Here is an 18,423-nt window from a genome sequence, read left to right on the forward strand (position 1 = left end):
GAGGCCCGTCCTGCCTACGCAAATTCAGAGCTGCTGCGCCAACCCCTCAACCTGCTCCTGCCTTTCCGCCTGGCTCAACTTCGCCTGCGGATTAAGCGACGACCACTGCGGATGCGCCCGCGCCTTGTTCAGCGCTTCGGGCAGCTTGCCTTCGCGCCAGGTCTTGTCCTGCGGCGTGGCTACTTGGATGCTGTCCATCGCCGCATGCCCGCGCTGGTTCAGGGCTTGCACCAACTGCCGCTGGCGCAGAGCTAATAGCCGCAGCACGCTGTCATCGACGGTCAGTTCGCGCTGGCCTTTGATCTTGCCCAGCAAGCGACTGCCATAACTGCGCGCGGTTTGCAGGGCACCACCGGCGATGGCTCCGGCGAGTGCCGCTACGCCGAGGGTCAGGCCGCCGACCAGCAGGTCCACGCCGGCACCGGCCGCCGCGCCCGCTGCGATACCACCGCCGACCCGAACCCCGAGTTGCTTGAGGGTTTCCGGGTTGAACAAGTCATCACCCCAACGACCATCGAGCAGCGGCAAGTCGCTGGCCGCCGCGTCCTGTGGGCGGAAGCCATAGAGCTTGAGCAGCGCTTCGACGCAACGCTGTTCCCGTTGGCGCACGGCTTTGCGCAATTCGCTGATCGCTTGTTGTTCCTGTTCCGCCTCGCTGCTGACACTGCGGCGGCACGCGGCGCAGTCGATCAACAATTCGGCAATCAATCGCGCTGCACTCTGCTGGCGAGCCAGGCGTTGGGCCTGTTGATCGACGATCAAACGCTCCAATTGCGGACGGGCGTTTTCCAGTAGCAACGCGAGGCTTTCATACAGTCGACGTTCACCATCCTCTGGCGGGGCGACGCTGTCGAAACGCACCAGCGCATGCAACCCGAGACGCGCCAACGCTTCACGCCAATCCGGTTCGCGATGCTGGGCACTGCTGACGAAATTCAGCACTGGCAGCAACGGTTTGCCGCAACTGGCCAGCACTTCCAGTTCGTCACGGTACTTGGCCAACACCGGTTCCCGAGCGTCGATCACATAGAGGCCGGCGTCCGAGGCCAGCAGTTGGCGCAGGACCTTGGCTTCCTGTTCGAAGCGTTGCCGGGCTTCGCTGCCTTCAAGGAATCGCGCCAGTCGCGCCGGACCATCGAGGCGTTCGCCCGGACGTTCCAGGCGTTCGAGGTAATCGAGCAGGGCGATGGCGTCTTCCAGGCCCGGCGTGTCGTAGAGATCGAGCAGCGGCTCGCCGTCCACCGATAACCGCGCGCCTTCGACATGCCGGGTGGTGCTGGGCCGATGGGACACTTCACCGAAACCGACGTCCCGTGTCAGGGTGCGCAGCAACGAGGTCTTGCCGACGTTGGTGTGGCCGACGACGGCGAGCTTCAACGGCTTAATCATGACCGGTCTCCAGCCAATTCATGGGCGCGCAATCGGCGAAGGGCAGTTCCAGTTGTTGCAACGCCACGTGCCAGTCGCCCAGACGCGCGGCATCCAGCGCTTCGCCGGCCGGCGCTTGCAGCAGCCAGACGCGGGTGGCCGTGGCGTTGCGCGCCAGTTCGGCGATCAATGCCAGACTGCCGCGATCCGGCGAACGGCGTGGATCGCAGGCAATCGCCAGGCGTGCCGGGGGAAAGCGGCTCAGTTGTTCGAGGAGCTTGTGCCGGGACTCGCGACTGTCGAGGATGCCGGCGTCGCTCACGGATTTTGGCAGTGGCGGCGGCCATGGTCGTTGATCGTCCAGTTCGATGGCCACCAACAGCGCGCCCTCGCTGTGTAATTGGCTGACGCCGCTTTCGACGCGGTGAAGCTGATCCGGGGCGGCATCGCTGATGCCCAGGCGTTCGCTGGTGGGCATCAATCGTTCGCGCAATTGCGCATAGCCGGGCAGGTTCAGGTCCAGGCGTAATCCCGCCTGACCGGTTTTCCAGCGCCACAGGCAAAACAGCGCGAGCAGCAGACGCGGCAGCACACCGTAAACCACCAGCACACCGACCAGCCATGTCGCCCAGGCCTGTCGGGCGCTTTCGATATTGAGCGCGGAGTCGCCGCTGGCGCGAATCATCTCAACGGTCGGCACGTTAAAGCCGAGCATGGAAGGCAGAGCGCCGAGGGCTTGGGTCATCGCCACGAAAGTGTCGGCGCTGAGCAGGGTGGTTTCCCAGACGAACCCGTAGCGGCGGGTCGCCATCAGCGTCAGCAGAATCGTCAACGCACTGAGCATCGCCAATAACCACAAACTGTTGACCAGCACACCGACGGCCCAGCGATTGAGTTTGTGTCGTTGCAGCAACAGCAGCAGGGCCGGCGCCAGTTGCGCGGCTTTGGCATCCCGGGCGAGTTTTTCGCTGAGCCACAGCCACAGTCGTCCCAGCGTGGCGCCGTGTTCACCGGCGAACACCAGGCCCAGGGCCCAGCTCAGCAGAAGAATCAGGTTCAGCCCGAGCAAACTGCCCAAGGCCCAGAACACATTCACCGGGACTTGCCCGTCGCCCAGTGCGGCAAACGCCAGGCCAGCGCCGCTGACCACGGCCAGTACCGCGAGCACCAACAACGCCAGGCGTGCACCTTGCAGCCAGTGTTTGAGAGCGCTGGTCAGTCCATCACGTTCAGCCAGCCACAAGGCGCGGCGTTGAATGCGGCTCGGCAGATCGCCGCCGGCGCTGCGGGCCAGTCGGTTGGCTTCCAGATCGTCCAGAGGGCCGGCGTGTTCTTCGCGCAGGCGAATGGTTTCCGTCAGCCAGAGGTTATTCAGTTCAGTCACGCGGCATCCCGTCGCTCAAATGAACGGTGAGCATAACCGCTGTGGCGCTTATCGGGGAAAGGGAGGCTCTGGTATCCTCGCCGGCATGACTAAATCACTCCCCCTCAGCCTGATCGCAGCCCTCGGTGAAAACCGTGTGATCGGCGTCGACAACAGCATGCCCTGGCACCTGCCGGGGGACTTCAAATACTTCAAGGCCACCACCCTGGGCAAGCCGATCATCATGGGTCGCAAGACCTGGGATTCCCTCGGTCGTCCGCTGCCGGGCCGGCTGAACATCGTGGTCAGCCGTCAGGCGGATCTGGTGCTGGAAGGCGCAGAGGTTTATCCGTCGCTGGAGGCTGCGGTCGTTCGCGCTGAAGAATGGGCGAAAGCGCAGGGCGTCGATGAGTTGATGCTGATTGGCGGGGCGCAGTTGTATGCCCAAGGGCTGGCACAGGCCGATCGGCTGTACCTGACGCGCGTGGCGCTGAGCCCGGAGGGAGATGCGTGGTTTCCGGAGTTTGATTTGAACCAGTGGAAGCTGGTTTCCAACATCGAGAATCCGGCGGTAGATGACAAGCCGGCGTACAACTTTGAGGTTTGGGAAAAGGCCTGAAAGCTTCGCGAGCAAGCCCGCTCCCACATTGGAACGCGTACTCCATGTGGGAGCGGGCTTGCTCGCGAAGGGGCCCGCTCAGTCGCTGAAAATCTTAAGCCTGAGCCAACTCCGCATGCTCATCCGCATCCAACAATTCTTTATCCGTCTGCTGCATGATCTGGCTGGTAATCGCCCCCGCCGTGATCGACCCACTGACGTTCAACGCCGTGCGCCCCATATCAATCAGCGGCTCGACCGAAATCAGCAACGCCACCAGTGACACCGGCAAGCCCATGGCCGGCAGCACGATCAACGCGGCAAACGTCGCGCCGCCACCCACGCCCGCTACACCGGCCGAACTCAGGGTCACAATCGCCACCAGCGTCGCGATCCACAGCGGATCCAGCGGGTTGATGCCCACGGTCGGCGCGACCATAACCGCCAACATCGCCGGGTACAGACCGGCACAGCCGTTCTGGCCAATGGTCGCGCCGAACGAAGCGGCGAAACTGGCGATGGATTGCGGGATGCCCAAACGGCTGGTCTGCGCTTCGATGCTCAGCGGAATGGTTGCGGCGCTGGAGCGGCTGGTGAAGGCAAACGTCAGCACCGGCCAGATCTTGCGGAAGAAACGCAGCGGGTTGATCCCGGCCGCCGACACCAGCACACCGTGGATCACAAACATCAGGCCCAGGCCGATGTAGGACACCACCACGAAACTGCCGAGTTTGATGATGTCTTGCAGGTTGGAGCCGGCGACTACTTTGGTCATCAGCGCCAGCACGCCGTACGGGGTCAGTTTCATCACCAGACGCACCAGACGCATCACCCAGGCTTGCAGGGTGTCGATGGCGTTGATCACTTTCTGACCTTTTTCGACGTCATCTTTCAGCAGTTGCAGCGCGGCGACCCCGAGGAACGCGGCGAAGATCACCACGCTGATGATCGAGGTCGGCTTGGCCCGGGCCAGGTCGGCGAACGGGTTCTGCGGGATGAACGACAGCAGCAACTGCGGCACATTCAGGTCCGCGACCTTGCCCGCGTAGTCGGTCTGGATGGTTTGCAGCCGGGCCATTTCCTGAGTGCCGGCAACCAGACCTTCGGCGGTCAGGCCGAACAGGTTGGTCAGGCCGATACCGATCAGCGCCGCGATGGCGGTGGTGAACAGCAGCGTGCCGATGGTCAGGAAACTGATTTTGCCCAACGACGAAGCGTTGTGCAGACGGGCCACGGCGCTGAGGATCGAGGCGAACACCAACGGGATCACGATCATTTGCAGCAACTGCACGTAACCGTTGCCGACCAGATCGAACCAGCCGATCGAGGCTTTCAGCACCGGGTTGCCCGCGCCATAAATAGTATGTAACGCCACACCGAAGATCACGCCCAACACCAAGGCGAGCAGAACCTTCTTGGCTAGACTCCAAGTGGTGTGACGGGTTTGCGCCAGGCCAACGAGCAGCGCGAGGAACACCAGCAGATTGAGAATCAGCGGCAGATTCATAAAGACTCCATAGACTTGTGCCAGCCACCTTCGTGTGTGACTGCGAACCGGCAAGCCTAACAGCTTGATATCTAATGAATTAATACCGAAAAAAGCGGTGAACTGTCGTTTTTGGAATAAGCCGGTGCCGCTGTGGGGAATGCGCCTGACGGAATCAGGACGCAAGCGGTCGCGGGCGGGCGAGAATTGTCACAGTTTTTTGATAGCGTCGATCTCTTTGAATCAGGTCCCTCTATAAGGAAGCATGCAGATGAAGTTCGCACCGAAAATGCTGGCTGCTGCGCTCTGCCTCGGCCTCGTCGGCCAGGTATTTGCCACGGATTTGAAGCATTGGCCAGCCGATCAGGCCAAGGCGCTGGACGCGATGATTGCGGCCAATGCCAACAAGGGTAACTTCGCGGTGTTCGACATGGACAACACCAGTTACCGCTACGACCTCGAAGAGTCTTTGCTGCCGTTCATGGAAAACAAGGGCCTGATCACTCGCGAGACGCTCGACCCCTCGCTGAAACTGATTCCGTTCAAGGACACCGCCGACCACAAGGAAAGTCTGTTCAGCTACTACTATCGCCTCTGCGAAATCGACGACATGGTGTGCTACCCATGGGTCGCCCAGGTGTTCTCCGGCTTCACGCTTAAAGAACTCAAGGGCTACGTCGACGAGCTGATGGCGTCCGGCAAACCGGTGCCAAGCACGTATTACGACGGTGATGTGGTCAAGACCATCGACGTCCAGCCGCCGAAAGTCTTCACCGGCCAGGCTGAGCTGTACAACAAATTGATGGAGAACGGCATTGAGGTCTACGTGATGACCGCTGCCTCCGAAGAACTGGTGCGCATGGTCGCGGCCGACCCCAAGTACGGTTACAACGTCAAACCGCAGAACGTGATCGGCGTGACCACGCTGCTCAAGGACCGCAAGACTGGCGAACTGACCACGGCACGCAAGCAGATCACCGCCGGCAAGTATGACGAGAAGGCCAACCTCGACCTCGAACTGACCCCATACCTGTGGACACCCGCCACCTGGATGGCCGGTAAACAAGCGGCGATCCTGACCTACATCGATGAATGGAAAAAACCGGTACTGGTGGGCGGTGACACCCCGAGCAGCGACGGCTACATGCTGTTCCACAGTGTTGACGTGGCCAAGGGCGGCATTCACTTGTGGGTCAACCGCAAAGACAAATACATGACTCAGATTAACGGCATGATGGCCAAGCACGCCGCGGCCCAGGCCAAAGAAGGCTTGCCGGTGACGGCGGATAAAAACTGGGTGATTGTGAAACCGGAAGAAATTCAGTAATCCCAGAGTCGCGGAATCAAATGTAGGAGCTGCCGAAGGCTGCGATCTTTTGATCTTTCTTTGGCGCGACGGCTGAAAATCAAAAGATCGCAGCCTTCGGCAGCTCCTACAGGGGATCTGCGAAAACAAAATGCCCCGCACTTCGCGGGGCATTTTTATGGTGACGATTAAGCCTTACAGCCCGTCGAGCATCGCTTTGTTGCGCACAGCACCCTTGTCGGCACTGGTGGCCAGCAGGGCGTAGGCTTTCAGCGCGGTGGTCACTTTACGTGGACGTTTTTCAACCGGTTTCCAGCCTTTCTGATCCTGCTCGACCCGGCGTGCTGCCAGTTCTTCATCGCTGACCAACAGGTTGATCGAGCGGTTCGGAATGTCGATCAGTACCTTGTCGCCATCCTGCACCAGGCCAATCGCGCCGCCAGCAGCAGCTTCCGGCGAAGCATGACCGATGGACAGGCCCGAGGTGCCGCCGGAGAAACGGCCGTCGGTGAGCAGGGCGCAGGCTTTGCCCAGGCCTTTGGATTTCAGGTAGGACGTCGGGTACAGCATTTCCTGCATGCCCGGGCCGCCTTTCGGGCCTTCGTAACGGATGATCACGATGTCGCCGGCCTTCACTTCGTCCGCGAGGATGCCGCGTACGGCGCTGTCCTGGCTTTCGAAGATCTTCGCGTTGCCTTCGAACACGTGGATCGACTCATCGACACCGGCGGTTTTCACCACGCAACCGTCGAGCGCGATGTTGCCGTACAGAACGGCCAGGCCACCTTCTTGCGAGTAGGCGTGCTCGACACTGCGGATGCAGCCGTTTTCACGGTCGTCGTCCAGGGTTTCCCAGCGGGTCGACTGGCTGAACGCGGTTTGCGTCGGGATGCCCGCCGGACCGGCCTTGAAGAAGTGATGCACGGCTTCGTCGGTGGTCTGGGTGATGTCCCACTTGGCGATGCCTTCGGCCATGCTCTTGCTGTGCACGGTCGGCAACTCGGTGTGCAGCAGACCGCCACGAGCCAGCGAACCGAGGATGCTGAAGATCCCGCCGGCACGGTGCACGTCTTCCATGTGGTACTTCTGAATGTTCGGCGCGACTTTGCACAGTTGCGGTACGTGGCGGGAGAGGCGGTCGATGTCCTTCAGGTCGAAGTCGATCTCGGCTTCCTGGGCCGCGGCCAGCAAGTGCAGGATGGTGTTGGTGGAACCGCCCATGGCGATGTCCAGGGTCATCGCGTTTTCGAACGCCTTGAAGTTGGCGATGTTGCGCGGCAATACCGACTCATCGTTTTCGCCGTAGTAACGCTTGCACAGGTCGACGATGGTGCGGCCGGCCTGCAGGAACAGTTGCTCGCGATCGCTGTGGGTCGCGAGGGTCGAGCCGTTGCCCGGCAATGCCAGGCCCAGGGCTTCGACCAGGCAGTTCATCGAGTTGGCGGTGAACATGCCGGAGCACGAACCGCACGTCGGGCAGGCGCTGCGCTCGTACTCAGCGACTTTCTCGTCAGAAGCGCTGGAGTCGGCGGCGATCACCATGGCATCGACAAGATCGAGACCGTGGCTGGCGAGTTTGGTCTTGCCGGCTTCCATCGGGCCGCCGGAAACGAAGATCACCGGGATGTTCAGGCGCAAAGCGGCCATCAGCATGCCAGGGGTGATCTTGTCGCAGTTGGAGATGCAGACGATGGCGTCGGCGCAGTGGGCGTTGACCATGTATTCGACGGAGTCGGCGATGATCTCGCGGCTCGGCAGCGAATACAGCATGCCGTCGTGGCCCATGGCGATGCCGTCATCCACGGCGATGGTGTTGAATTCTTTCGCTACGCCACCGGCCCGTTCGATTTCCCGGGCGACCAGTTGGCCCAGGTCCTTGAGATGGACGTGGCCCGGTACAAACTGGGTGAACGAGTTGGCAATGGCGATGATCGGCTTCTTGAAGTCGTCATCTTTCATCCCCGTCGCGCGCCACAATGCGCGGGCACCGGCCATGTTGCGGCCGTGGGTGGATGTTTTCGAGCGGTAATCAGGCATGGAGCACTCCGGGCGGCTAATCAGGTAACAAATGGGGAGTGAGCTTCTATTGACGTCTGGAACACTCAGAAATGGCCGTGTGTCCGGAAGTTGCCGATGACTTTGCGGGATCGCCGCTTGCCTCAGCCTGAGCTCATAAACCCGCCGGGGGATGAATGGCGATGAATCTCGCGATTCTACACCGCTGGCGTCAGGAGGGAATGCCGGAAAGTGTTGATCCAGCGCTGACGCAGTGTGTGGGATGACGACCGGCAGCTTTCATCCGACAGTCAGCAGCCGGTGACGCCGGGTAATCAGCGCATTGAGGCTGATACCGGCGGCGCTCAAGAGTAGAAAACTGAGGGCCAGGGTCGTCTGCAAATCGGTGCTGCTCAGGTTGATCAGGGCACTGATCAACCCGCCGAAGATGAACACCAGGGTGTTGCCCGCCGCGGCTGATGTGCCGGCCTTGTCCGGAAAGATCTCCATGGCTTTGGAGGTGGCGACAGGGCGGGCAATGGTGGTGCCGGCGGTGCAGATAATCATTGGAATCAACACCGTCAGGGTCGACAGCCCCAGCAAGGTCGAAAGCATCAGCATTATCAGGCCTGAAAAAAAGATCAGGCCCAGACCCACGATGATCTGTGTGTTGGGGGCGATTCGACCGCCGATGAGCCGGGCGACGATGCCGCCGAAGATATACGCCAAACCGTAGAGCAACAACGTTAGCGAGAACGCGTAGGGCGAAAGCTGCAACTGATCCATGAAGATCAGCGGCGAAATGACAATAAAGGAAAAGTGACAGGCGAAGGCAATCGCGGCAATCAACCAGTAGCCCAGAAACCCGGCATCGCGGTAGACCACGCGATATGACTGGACGATGCCTTGGCGCATGAGCTTGGCCGGGCGCTGGTTTTCAAGGAAGAAACAGGCTTTCAGAAACACGGCACCGGCCAGGGCGATGAAGGCCACAAAGCTGCCGGGCCAGTCCAGGGCTTGCTGCAACAGGGTCCCGGCCAGGGGCGAAATGGAAATGAAGATTCCGCTGGCGGTCACCATGAGAATCCTCAGGCGGTCCCGCTCCTTGCCTTCGAACAAATCTTGAACCAGGGCCTGAGTGAGCACAAAACAGCCGCACCCGATGGCCTGGACCACCCGGAACAACAGGAACCAGGAATACTCGGTGGACCACAGGCAACCCACCGCGCCGATGATCGACACCGCCATGCCTGCCAACAGCAGCCCCTTGCGCCCGATGGCGTCCGACAACGGCCCGATCAATAGTTGCGACAGGGAGATGCCGACGGCAAACAGGCTGATGGAAAACGCAATGTCGGCCGGGGTGGTTCGAAAGTGTTCGGCCAGTGCCGGAAATGAGGGCAGCAGGACGTCCAGCGGAAAGACTCCGAGCAATACCATGGTCATCAACAGGATGACCGCGGCACGGCGTTTTTTGAGAACGACAGCCGGTTTTCCTTCATCCATCGACAAGTCCTGCCTGTGAGAAAAGTTGCTGGTTGCTGCGCAGGTCGAAGAACCCGGCGTTGTGTAGGGCCTGGAGCGTAGCACCCGCCCCTGAGCGGGCCCGCAACACGGCGGCTTGCGCGCCAGTCAGGCCGCCGAGAATCTCTGCAATACAGGTGCCATTCAGCCCCGCACTGTGCAGGCTTTCCTTAAGCCATCGTTCATCGACTTCAAAGAACACCAGAATGATTTCCACCAGCCATTTGGCGGCGAACGTGCGTTGACTGCTGTTCAGGGTCAGCCACAGATAATGGAATACCTCTGAGAAATAGCGACTGTGACGCGCCTCGTCCGTGAGATGGTCCCTGAGCATTTCCTGGACGCTGGACACCAGTGTGTCGCGGCAAACATCGAGCAGTTCTCGGGCGATGATGGTTTCGGATACGAAGCCAACGAGGAACAACGCCAGCGTCTTGTGCCGGAGCGGGGTTTGCTCGAGCAGGGTGTTCAACCGGGTTATCCGTTGGGGCATCACTGGACGCTGGGTGATGCCGTAATGCCCCGCAATCTGCTCGGCGAGACTATTGGAGAACAGTGCATGAAAACCTTCATCGGTGTAGAGCTGCAAAGCGGCCGTTTTCATCCGCTGCGGGATGCTGATGCCCAGTTCATCGTGGACGATGGTTTCCACCGAACGGTTGACGATTCGGTGTTCCAGCAGGGTGGTGTAGTCGAGGAAATACACCAGGTGGTTGGCCGACAAGCGATGGATGACCGATGGGCCTGCTGCCTTGATGCTTGGGTGACTCAGATAGGGCAGAAAGGCTGGCGGGAACCAGTGTCGTGTTTCCAGTTGCTGCTCCAGATCCGGCGGCAACAGGTAGGTATGTTCACTGGCACGCACCGAGGCTCGGGTATTCCAGTCACCCAAGGTGAAACGCCGGGCCCAGAAATCCGGGAGAGCGGAGGTTCCGGTCATTGTGGGCGCCCCTCGTTCAGCAGAGCTTTCAATTCCTTGCACATTACCTGCCCGTCGCTCTGACCGCAGCCGACAAAAAACAACGGTTGTTCCGCGCTCTCCTCAAGCCCCAGCAGCGTTTCGACCTGATCGTCCGTCAGCGCCCCCGTCAGCCAGGTGCCGAGGCCCAATGCGGTGGCCACCAGTTGGAAGGTCTGGGAAATATGACCCGCCTCGACATAGGCCATCCGATAAGCGCGGGAGTGTTGGTATTTCCACCACAACTTGTCGAAGCGCGCGGTAATGAACAGGCCCACGGGCAGGTTGTTGATGAAATGTTGTCCGCACAGCAATTGACCCAGCGGCGCGGCCGGCAGTGTGTTGACGAAGCTTAATGCGTGATCGGTCGGATGATAGGCGTAGAGCCCGGGCGCCAGGCCATCGACGTTTTGCACGTGAAGAAAACCTTCGCAGGCGTTCAATCCTCCACCCGAAGGGCTGCTGCGGCGGGCGCTCAAGCCTTCGGCGACCGTCTCGTCCACGTCGCCTTCGCGCTCTTTGAGGTAGCCGAGGGACAGATAAAGCAACGTGCTGATATCCCCAAGGGACGCCGCTTTGCCGGTGAAAGACCGGCAGGTTTTACGCAGAACCAGTGCATCAACGAGGCTGTCGGCCGGCAAGCCGGAGGGCGCAGGCAGGTTGATCAGCTCGCTGGCAGCACGCTGCGCGAGGCCGGAGGCTGGTGCGTTGGAGGTCAATACGTCATTGCAATGGTCCAGATAATGTCTCGACCATTCATGGATATTCTGTGGGGTATATGCGCACGGTATATTCTTGGTGCCGATATGAAATATCTTTGATAGTTCGTCCCAGCCCCATTCGGAAGTGCTTTGTGTTGAAGTTGTCAGTATTCCTGTTTCCAGTAATTGGATGTCAATTATATTGTTGTTGTCGAACGCTTCTGGATTGTCGGTAAGTTGTGCAAGTCGGGTGGAGTACTCAAGATTAAGTTCGAACTGCTTGTGGTTTCGGTAATCCCAGACGATTTGGCCAGGCGTGCGGGGCAGTATGAAGAGATGAGGGTTTATCTGCATGAAGGGCGGTTCGCTCTGGGCTGTGCCATAGAAAACGCTGGGTAAGCCGGCACTCCCCAGCGTCTCAATTACTTAGCGGGCTTTTGGCGCAACCAGAAAAGCCAGGTTAGCGATTTTGTTGGTTTCCAGAATAACTGCTTTCATGTTTTGAACTCCTTGTAAGTGATAGTGAGTGTCACTTCTTGGTGACAACTCAATCATAGTTTGTAATGAGTTCTTATCAAGGGGGAATTCGGTAGGAATGTTCCAGTAATTTTGTGGGAGCGATCTTCAGGTCCAGGCTAACTTGTAGGCCTTATTCTTTAGAGTAAAAGATGCAGGGAAACTTCCTGCACGTCAGTAGGACGGCAAGTGTAAGAAATAGAAAAATTCAGAGGGGGGATAAAGCAAGCGGGGAGCCTGTTGGCTCCCCGTCAAACCCGCGTCATCAGCTGTTTGGCAGCAGGCGGCAGGTGATGCTCTTGATGTAGCGGGTTTCGGCGATGGCCGGGTGCACCGGGTGATCCGGACCCTGACCGCCACGTTCCAGCATTTGAATGTTGCGATCCAGGTGACGGGCGCTGGTCAGCAGGATGTTCTGCAGGTCATCTTCCGGCAGGTGCATCGAGCACGACGCGCTGACCAGGATGCCGTCCTTGCTGAGCAGGCGCATGGCTTGCTCGTTCAGGCGACGGTAGGCACCTTCACCGTTTTTCATGTCTTTTTTACGTTTGATGAAGGCCGGCGGGTCGGCCACGATTACGTCGAAACGCTCTTCGCTGGCTTTCAGCTCTTTCAGGGCTTCGAACACGTCGCCTTCGATGCAGGTCATTTTCTCGGCGACGCCGTTCAGCGCGGCGTTGCGCTCGACACCGTCGAGGGCGAAGGCCGAAGCGTCAACGCAGAACACTTCGCTGGCGCCGAACGCGGCCGCTTGCACGCCCCAACCGCCGATGTAGCTGTACAGGTCGAGCACGCGTTTGCCTTTGGCGTAAGGGGCCAGACGTGCGCGGTTCATGCGGTGGTCGTAGAACCAGCCGGTTTTCTGGCCCTGGATGACCGGCGCTTCGAATTTCACGCCGTTTTCTTCCAGCGCAACCCACTCCGGCACCAGGCCGAACACGGTTTCGACGTAGCGGTTGAGGCCTTCGGCGTCACGGGCGGCGGAGTCGTTCTTGAACAGAATGCCGCTTGGCTTGAGCACTTGGGTCAGCGCCGCGATCACGTCTTCTTTATGGGCTTCCATGGTTGCCGAAGCGATCTGCACCACCAGGATGTCGCCGAAACGGTCGACCACCAGGCCCGGCAGCAAGTCGGAATCACCGTAGACCAGGCGATAGAACGGCTTGTCGAACAGGCGATCGCGCAGGGACAGGGCGACGTTCAGGCGATGCACCAGCAGCGACTTGTCCAGTGGCAACTTGATGTCGCGCGACAGCAAACGCGCGCAGATCAGGTTGTTCGGGCTCATGGCTACGATGCCCAGCGGTTTGCCGCTGGCGGCTTCGAGGATCGCCTGGTCACCGGCCTGGAAACCGTGCAAAGGGGTCGCCGCTACATCGATTTCGTTGCTATAGACCCACAAGTGGCCGTTTCGCAGGCGTCGGTCGGCGTTGGCTTTGAGGCGCAGGCTAGGCAGGGACATGACGTCGCTCCGGAAAAAAGAGCGGGAGTATAGCGTGTTGCGCAAGGCCCCGGCTCGGCAGATAGACCTGTGGCGATGCGGGCTATCAGATGAAATTTTCACCGATCTGCCGGCCAGTGTGTCGGATCCAACTTTATAAGGGTTAGAATCGGCGCCTGTCCCAGAGTGTGTACTTATGTCCCAAGAGCTGAGTTCCGAACAGATTCAACAGTCCCTGCAAGGCATCAGCGTGCCGGCCCAGCCGCAGATCATGGTGGATCTGCAGATGGAGCAGTACATGCCTGACCCGGACCTGGAAGTGATCGCGAAACTGATCGCCCAGGACCCAGGCCTCTCCGGGGCACTGCTGAAAATCGTCAACTCGCCGTATTACGGCTTGAGTAACAAGATCGCCTCGATCCAGCGTGCGGTGAATCTGCTGGGCAGCCGTTCGATCATCAACCTGATCAACGCGCAGTCGATCAAGGGCGAGATGAACGACGACACTATCGTCACCTTGAACCGGTTCTGGGACACGGCCCAGGATGTGGCGATGACCTGCCTGACCCTGGCCAAGCGCATCGGCTCCCAGGCCGGGGACGAGGCTTATGCGCTGGGCCTGTTCCACGACTGCGGCGTGCCGCTGATGCTCAAGCGTTTCCCCGATTACATGAAAACCCTGGAAGAGGCCTACGCCAGCGCGAGTGCCGAATGCCGGGTCGTGGACACCGAGAACCGGGTGTACAACACCAACCATGCGGTGGTCGGTTACTACACGGCCAAGTCCTGGCGTTTGCCGGAACACATCAGCGCCGCCATCGCCAATCACCACAATGCCCTGGCGATCTTCAGTGACGAGTCTTCGCGCAACAGTCAGCTGAAAAACCTGCTGTCGATCCTGAAAATGGCCGAACACATTTGCGCGTCCTATCGCGTGCTGGGCAACCAGACCGAGGACCACGAGTGGAACAGCATCGGGCCGTTGGTGCTCGATTATGTCGGCCTCTCGGATTACGATTTCGAGACCCTCAAACAAACGATTCGCGACCTCGGCGCTCATCACTGAGTGTCCGGTATTTCCTGAGAACAGCATGCCTGAACTGCCAGAAGTCGAAACCACCCGCCGGGGCATCGCCCCGCACCTGGAAGGCCAGCGGGTCAGCCGGGTCATCGTGCGTGACCGGCGTCTGCGCTGGCCGATTCCCGAGGACCTGGACGTGCGCCTGTCCGGCCAGCGCATTGTGCTGGTGGAGCGCCGCGCCAAGTACCTGTTGATCAATGCCGAGGTCGGTACGTTGATCAGCCATTTGGGCATGTCGGGCAATTTGCGTCTGGTGGAAGTCGGCACGCCGGCGGCCAAGCATGAACATGTGGATATCGAACTCGAATCCGGCCTGGCCCTGCGTTACACCGACCCGCGTCGGTTTGGCGCGATGCTCTGGAGTCTCGACCCGCTCAATCATGAGTTGCTGATTCGCCTGGGGCCGGAGCCGTTGACCGACCTGTTCGACGGCGAGCGTCTGTTCCAGCAATCGCGCAATCGCTCGATGGCAGTCAAGCCGTTCATCATGGACAACGCGGTGGTGGTGGGGGTCGGCAATATCTATGCGACAGAAGCGCTGTTCGCCGCCGGCATCGACCCGCGTCGCGAAGCCAAGAGCATTTCCCGGGCGCGCTACCTGAAACTGGCGATCGAGATCAAACGCATCCTCGCCCATGCCATCGAGCGTGGCGGTACGACGTTGCGCGACTTTATCGGCGGTGACGGCCAGCCGGGCTACTTCCAGCAGGAACTGTTCGTCTACGGCCGTGGCAGCGAGCCGTGCAAAGTCTGCGGCACGGAGTTGCGTAGCGTGACGCTGGGCCAGCGCGCCAGCGTCTTTTGCCCGCGCTGCCAGAGCTGATACGCCCGACGGTCTATAGTCAGTGTTCTCACTGCCTAGCCGAAGGACCGTGCCATGAATTCGTTTCGAACCTTTGTCGTTGTCTTGTTGCTGAGCGTCGGTGTGCCGGCGATGGCGGCTGAAAACGGCAGCGGCGACCCGCGTTACACCATCCAGAACCCACCGGCCTACGCCATGATCGGCGACTTGCTGATTGCCCGACCTTTGCTGGTGGCGGCGACGGTGATTGGTGCCGGGGTGTTTGTGGTGTCGCTGCCGTTTACCGCGCTGGGTGGCGGCGTGGGCGACGCGGGGCAGGCATTGGTGGTCGACCCGGCGAAAGCCGCGTTTGTGCGATGCCTGGGGTGTATCGGGGAGGGGTTTGAGCAGCGGGAATGAAGGCCGTTACATTTTTGGTGTGGCGGATGACGCCTTCGCGAGCAAGCCCGCTCCCACATGGGTTCTGTGTTGTTAATCAGAACTTGTAAACACTGCAGATCCCATGTGGGAGCGGGCTTGCTCGCGAAGAGGCCCGCAAACACACCGCAAAACCATCAGGCTCAAGCCTTACCGGTAATGATCCGATACTTCTCCATCAACTGTTCTTCAGTCTCTGGATGAGCTTCGTCCAGCGGAATGCAATCCACCGGGCAGACTTGCTGGCACTGCGGTTCGTCGTAGTGACCGACACACTGGGTGCACAGGTTCGGGTCGATCACGTAGATCTCTTCGCCTTGGGAAATGGCGGCGTTCGGGCACTCGGGTTCGCAGACGTCGCAGTTGATGCAATCGTCGGTGATGATCAGGGACATGCTAACTCCAGCCAGGGCGGCAGGCCCGGGCGCAATAAACCAATGCGCGCAATTGTGCCGCATTGGCGCCCGCAGTGCACGCGGGCGCGATCAAGTGCAGGGGATAGCGGTCTGCGGTGGCTGCGCAAATGGGGGTGTCAGCCCAAAAAGATCGCAGCCTTCGGCAGCTCCTACTTCTTGAACCGCTGGGTGAGGGCGTCCGCCACCGCCGGGTGGACAAACTTGGTGATATCGCCGCCCAGGGCTGCGATTTCACGGACCAGCGTCGAGGAAATAAACGAATAACGCTCCGAAGGCGTGAGAAACAGGCTTTCCACATCCGGCGCCAACTGGCGGTTCATGTTGGCCAGCTGGAATTCGTATTCGAAGTCCGAGACCGCGCGCAAGCCACGCAGGAACACGTTGGCATTCTTCTCTTTGGCGAAGTGTGCGAGCAGCGTCGAGAAGCCGACGACTTCAACGTTGGGCAGATGTTTAGTGACCTCGCGGGCCAGCTCCACACGCTGTTCCAGGGGAAACAACGGGTTTTTCTTCGGGCTGGCAGCGACGGCAATGATCACGTGATCGAACAGGCGCGCGGCGCGTTCGACCAGATCGCCATGGCCCTTGGTAATAGGGTCGAAGGTACCTGGGTACAACACTCGGTTCATCGCGTCGTCCTGGCGGGAGTCCGTTGGGGACTCGGATGGTATCGCAGCCTTCCCGGTCGGGAAAGTCGCCTGTTAGGTAAGAAAGCACTATAGACGATGGGAATATGGCGGTTTTTCATGGATTTTTCAGGCGCTCGGCCAGCGCCGTCGCCAGTTGCGCGGTCAGCCCGTACACCGATAATTGCGGGTTTGCGCCAATGCTGGTGGGGAACAGCGAGCCATCGTGGATCGACAGATTGCTGATCTGATGATGCCGGCCCAGGCTGTCCGTCACGGCGTTTTGCGGGTCTTCCCCCATCGCACAACCGCCCATCACATGGGCGCTGCCCAGGCGCGTGCGATACAGCTCAAGGCTCAAGCCGTCGATCAGGCTGCGGGCCTCGGCGATGGATTTTACGTAGCGCGCGTCGGCGTGCATCGGCATCACCGCTTTGGCGCCACCGGCAAACTGGATCTCGGCCATGCTGTGGAACGCCCGGCGCAAGCCGTCCCAGGCGTAGGCTGAAACCTGATAATCGAGCACCGGTGTGTCATCGCCGCGCAACTCGACACGCCCGCCGGGGCTGTCCGGGTGGAAACCGTCCCGCAGCAACGCGAGCATGGCGTGGGTGTGAGGCAGGTTTTCCATGTGTTGCGAGTTTTCTTTGCCGAAGCCGCCGAGCAACGTCGCCGCCAGCGCCGGTTGCAGCGGCGGAACTTCGAGCTTGTAGGACATTTTGCCGGTGGTGCCGTCCTGCCATTGAAAATGGTCGGAATAGATCGACTGCGGCGCCCCGTAGAACGGGTTGATCACCTCGTCGAACAGCCCGGCGGACATGTTCACCAGATGCAGAAAGGTCCGGGTGCCCAGGCGTTTATGCGGATCGGGTGCGTCGGAACGCAACAACAACGCCGGGCTGTTGATCCCGCCGCCAGCCAGCACGTAATGCCGCGCCTTGACGGTGATGGTCTTGCCGGTAGGCGCCACGCAGCGATCATCCATCGCGACACATTGCAAGCCGGTAACCTTGCCATCCTTGATCGACAGTTTCTCGGCGCGGGCCAGGTAGAGCAGCTCGCCGCCCTTTTCCAGGGTCGCCGGAATGGTGGTCACCATCATCGATTGCTTGGCGTTGGTCGGGCAGCCCATGCCGCAGTAACCGAGGTTCCAGCAGCCGCGCACGTTGCGCGGGATCACGTGCCAGCTATAGCCGAGTTGTTCGCAGCCTTTGCGGATCACGTCATTGTTGGCGTTGGGCGGAACCAGCCACGGCGCGACGCCCAGGCGTTGCTCCATTTTCTCGAACCACGGCGCCATCTCGGCGGGGCTGTGGCCTATGACGTTGTGTTCCTTGGCCCAGTGTTCCAGGGTCGGATCCGGGGTGCGGAAGCTTGAGGTCCAGTTGATCAGCGTGGTGCCGCCCACCGCCCGTCCCTGAAGAATGGTGATCGCGCCGTCCTTGCTCATGCGGCCGATGCCTTCCTGATAGAGGCTGGCGTAGGCCTGGTCTTCGAGCATCTTGAAGTCGCTGCTGGTCTTGAGCGGGCCTTCCTCGATCAGCAGCACTTTGTAACCCGCGGCGCTGAGGATTTCCGCCGTGGTGCCGCCGCCGGCGCCGCTGCCGATGATCGCCACGTCGGCTTCCAGGGTCAGGTCCTGGGTCAATTGCGCGCCGTTGTAGGTTTTCCAGCCACGGGCCAGGCCTTCGCGGAACGGATCGGGTACGGGCATGCTTGGTTTCTCTTCTTATTTTGGATTTGATGGTGAGGCGGCTGGCGTCTTCGCGGGCAAGCCTCGCTCCTACAGGATTTGAGGTGGACCACACATTTGTGAACGACTCAA

The 18,423-nt window shown here is 60.3% G+C and carries 16 protein-coding genes; 5 read left to right on the top strand and 11 right to left on the bottom strand.

What is annotated here, in order from left to right; all coding sequences use genetic code 11:
• Positions 1 to 24 precede the first annotated feature (24 nt).
• Both HB680_RS28535 and HB680_RS28540 read right to left on the bottom strand, forming a co-directional pair.
• Complete coding sequence (locus tag HB680_RS28535; RefSeq protein ID WP_213941669.1) at positions 25 to 1,389, bottom strand: GTPase/DUF3482 domain-containing protein; 1,365 nt, start codon at positions 1,387 to 1,389, stop codon at positions 25 to 27.
• Complete coding sequence (locus tag HB680_RS28540; protein WP_213941670.1) at positions 1,382 to 2,752, bottom strand: DUF2868 domain-containing protein; 1,371 nt, start codon at positions 2,750 to 2,752, stop codon at positions 1,382 to 1,384. Before HB680_RS28540 ends, HB680_RS28535 begins: the two co-directional genes overlap by 8 nt.
• 85 nt (positions 2,753 to 2,837) lie before the next feature.
• Here HB680_RS28540 and HB680_RS28545 point away from each other — a divergent pair, with 85 nt between their 5' ends.
• A complete protein-coding gene (locus tag HB680_RS28545) occupies positions 2,838 to 3,350 on the top strand; it encodes a dihydrofolate reductase (RefSeq protein WP_213941671.1) in 513 nt (170 codons plus the stop codon).
• A gap of 94 nt (positions 3,351 to 3,444) precedes the next feature.
• Here HB680_RS28545 and HB680_RS28550 read toward each other — a convergent pair whose 3' ends face one another.
• The gene (locus tag HB680_RS28550) at positions 3,445 to 4,836 is read right to left on the bottom strand and encodes an L-cystine transporter (RefSeq protein WP_213941672.1); all 1,392 of its coding nucleotides are present in this window, start codon (positions 4,834 to 4,836) and stop codon (positions 3,445 to 3,447) included.
• Positions 4,837 to 5,086: 250 nt separating this feature from the next.
• Between HB680_RS28550 and HB680_RS28555 the strand changes: the two genes are divergently transcribed.
• On the top strand, positions 5,087 to 6,142 hold the full coding sequence (locus HB680_RS28555; protein WP_213941673.1) for a haloacid dehalogenase-like hydrolase: 1,056 nt from the start codon (positions 5,087 to 5,089) through the stop codon (positions 6,140 to 6,142).
• 174 nt (positions 6,143 to 6,316) lie between these two features.
• On the opposite strand, the gene ilvD is transcribed toward HB680_RS28555, so the two are convergent.
• From ilvD to HB680_RS28580, 5 genes are all read right to left on the bottom strand, one after another.
• Positions 6,317 to 8,158, bottom strand: coding sequence for a dihydroxy-acid dehydratase (gene ilvD / locus HB680_RS28560; RefSeq protein ID WP_213941674.1), 1,842 nt, complete (start codon positions 8,156 to 8,158; stop codon positions 6,317 to 6,319).
• A gap of 258 nt (positions 8,159 to 8,416) precedes the next feature.
• Complete coding sequence (locus tag HB680_RS28565) at positions 8,417 to 9,622, bottom strand: MFS transporter (protein ID WP_213941675.1); 1,206 nt, start codon at positions 9,620 to 9,622, stop codon at positions 8,417 to 8,419.
• Positions 9,615 to 10,580 (bottom strand): diiron oxygenase, encoded by a 966-nt coding sequence (locus tag HB680_RS28570; RefSeq protein ID WP_213941676.1) that lies wholly within the window; start codon positions 10,578 to 10,580, stop codon positions 9,615 to 9,617. The genes HB680_RS28565 and HB680_RS28570 overlap by 8 nt, the downstream gene beginning before the upstream one ends.
• Complete coding sequence (locus tag HB680_RS28575; protein ID WP_213941677.1) at positions 10,577 to 11,653, bottom strand: SagB family peptide dehydrogenase; 1,077 nt, start codon at positions 11,651 to 11,653, stop codon at positions 10,577 to 10,579. Before HB680_RS28575 ends, HB680_RS28570 begins: the two co-directional genes overlap by 4 nt.
• Positions 11,654 to 12,080: 427 nt before the next feature.
• Entirely contained in the window at positions 12,081 to 13,277 is a 1,197-nt protein-coding gene (locus HB680_RS28580; RefSeq protein ID WP_054044466.1) for a class I SAM-dependent rRNA methyltransferase, read from the bottom strand.
• A 229-nt stretch (positions 13,278 to 13,506) separates the two neighbouring features.
• Here HB680_RS28580 and HB680_RS28585 point away from each other — a divergent pair, with 229 nt between their 5' ends.
• From HB680_RS28585 to HB680_RS28595, 3 genes are read left to right on the top strand one after another with little or no spacing between them, the layout of a single operon-like run.
• Complete coding sequence (locus tag HB680_RS28585) at positions 13,507 to 14,322, top strand: HDOD domain-containing protein (protein ID WP_213941754.1); 816 nt, start codon at positions 13,507 to 13,509, stop codon at positions 14,320 to 14,322.
• A gap of 25 nt (positions 14,323 to 14,347) precedes the next feature.
• The gene (mutM, locus tag HB680_RS28590) at positions 14,348 to 15,160 is read left to right on the top strand and encodes a bifunctional DNA-formamidopyrimidine glycosylase/DNA-(apurinic or apyrimidinic site) lyase (RefSeq protein WP_213941678.1); all 813 of its coding nucleotides are present in this window, start codon (positions 14,348 to 14,350) and stop codon (positions 15,158 to 15,160) included.
• Between the two features lie 54 nt (positions 15,161 to 15,214).
• The gene (locus HB680_RS28595) at positions 15,215 to 15,538 is read left to right on the top strand and encodes a multidrug transporter (protein ID WP_213941679.1); all 324 of its coding nucleotides are present in this window, start codon (positions 15,215 to 15,217) and stop codon (positions 15,536 to 15,538) included.
• A 161-nt stretch (positions 15,539 to 15,699) separates the two neighbouring features.
• Here HB680_RS28595 and HB680_RS28600 read toward each other — a convergent pair whose 3' ends face one another.
• From HB680_RS28600 to HB680_RS28610, 3 genes are all read right to left on the bottom strand, one after another.
• Complete coding sequence (locus HB680_RS28600) at positions 15,700 to 15,951, bottom strand: YfhL family 4Fe-4S dicluster ferredoxin (RefSeq protein WP_038358877.1); 252 nt, start codon at positions 15,949 to 15,951, stop codon at positions 15,700 to 15,702.
• 170 nt (positions 15,952 to 16,121) lie between these two features.
• Positions 16,122 to 16,601, bottom strand: coding sequence for a pantetheine-phosphate adenylyltransferase (gene coaD, locus HB680_RS28605; protein ID WP_123509806.1), 480 nt, complete (start codon positions 16,599 to 16,601; stop codon positions 16,122 to 16,124).
• Between the two features lie 115 nt (positions 16,602 to 16,716).
• Positions 16,717 to 18,312 (bottom strand): GMC family oxidoreductase, encoded by a 1,596-nt coding sequence (locus HB680_RS28610; RefSeq protein ID WP_213941680.1) that lies wholly within the window; start codon positions 18,310 to 18,312, stop codon positions 16,717 to 16,719.
• Positions 18,313 to 18,423: the final 111 nt, after the last annotated feature.

Origin of the sequence: Pseudomonas sp. dw_612 (assembly GCF_018449725.1) — a bacterium.
GTDB lineage: Bacteria > Pseudomonadota > Gammaproteobacteria > Pseudomonadales > Pseudomonadaceae > Aquipseudomonas.

Coding starts and splice junctions, on each gene's coding strand:
- HB680_RS28570 (WP_213941676.1), bottom strand. CDS start 10,580: ATGACCGGAACCTCCGCTCTCCCGGATTTCTGGGCCCGGCGTTTCACC.
- HB680_RS28535 (WP_213941669.1), bottom strand. CDS start 1,389: ATGATTAAGCCGTTGAAGCTCGCCGTCGTCGGCCACACCAACGTCGGC.
- HB680_RS28555 (WP_213941673.1), top strand. CDS start 5,087: ATGAAGTTCGCACCGAAAATGCTGGCTGCTGCGCTCTGCCTCGGCCTC.
- mutM (WP_213941678.1), top strand. CDS start 14,348: ATGCCTGAACTGCCAGAAGTCGAAACCACCCGCCGGGGCATCGCCCCG.
- HB680_RS28565 (WP_213941675.1), bottom strand. CDS start 9,622: ATGGATGAAGGAAAACCGGCTGTCGTTCTCAAAAAACGCCGTGCCGCG.
- HB680_RS28580 (WP_054044466.1), bottom strand. CDS start 13,277: ATGTCCCTGCCTAGCCTGCGCCTCAAAGCCAACGCCGACCGACGCCTG.
- coaD (WP_123509806.1), bottom strand. CDS start 16,601: ATGAACCGAGTGTTGTACCCAGGTACCTTCGACCCTATTACCAAGGGC.
- HB680_RS28600 (WP_038358877.1), bottom strand. CDS start 15,951: ATGTCCCTGATCATCACCGACGATTGCATCAACTGCGACGTCTGCGAA.
- HB680_RS28595 (WP_213941679.1), top strand. CDS start 15,215: ATGAATTCGTTTCGAACCTTTGTCGTTGTCTTGTTGCTGAGCGTCGGT.
- HB680_RS28550 (WP_213941672.1), bottom strand. CDS start 4,836: ATGAATCTGCCGCTGATTCTCAATCTGCTGGTGTTCCTCGCGCTGCTC.
- HB680_RS28575 (WP_213941677.1), bottom strand. CDS start 11,653: ATGCAGATAAACCCTCATCTCTTCATACTGCCCCGCACGCCTGGCCAA.
- HB680_RS28610 (WP_213941680.1), bottom strand. CDS start 18,312: ATGCCCGTACCCGATCCGTTCCGCGAAGGCCTGGCCCGTGGCTGGAAA.
- HB680_RS28545 (WP_213941671.1), top strand. CDS start 2,838: ATGACTAAATCACTCCCCCTCAGCCTGATCGCAGCCCTCGGTGAAAAC.
- ilvD (WP_213941674.1), bottom strand. CDS start 8,158: ATGCCTGATTACCGCTCGAAAACATCCACCCACGGCCGCAACATGGCC.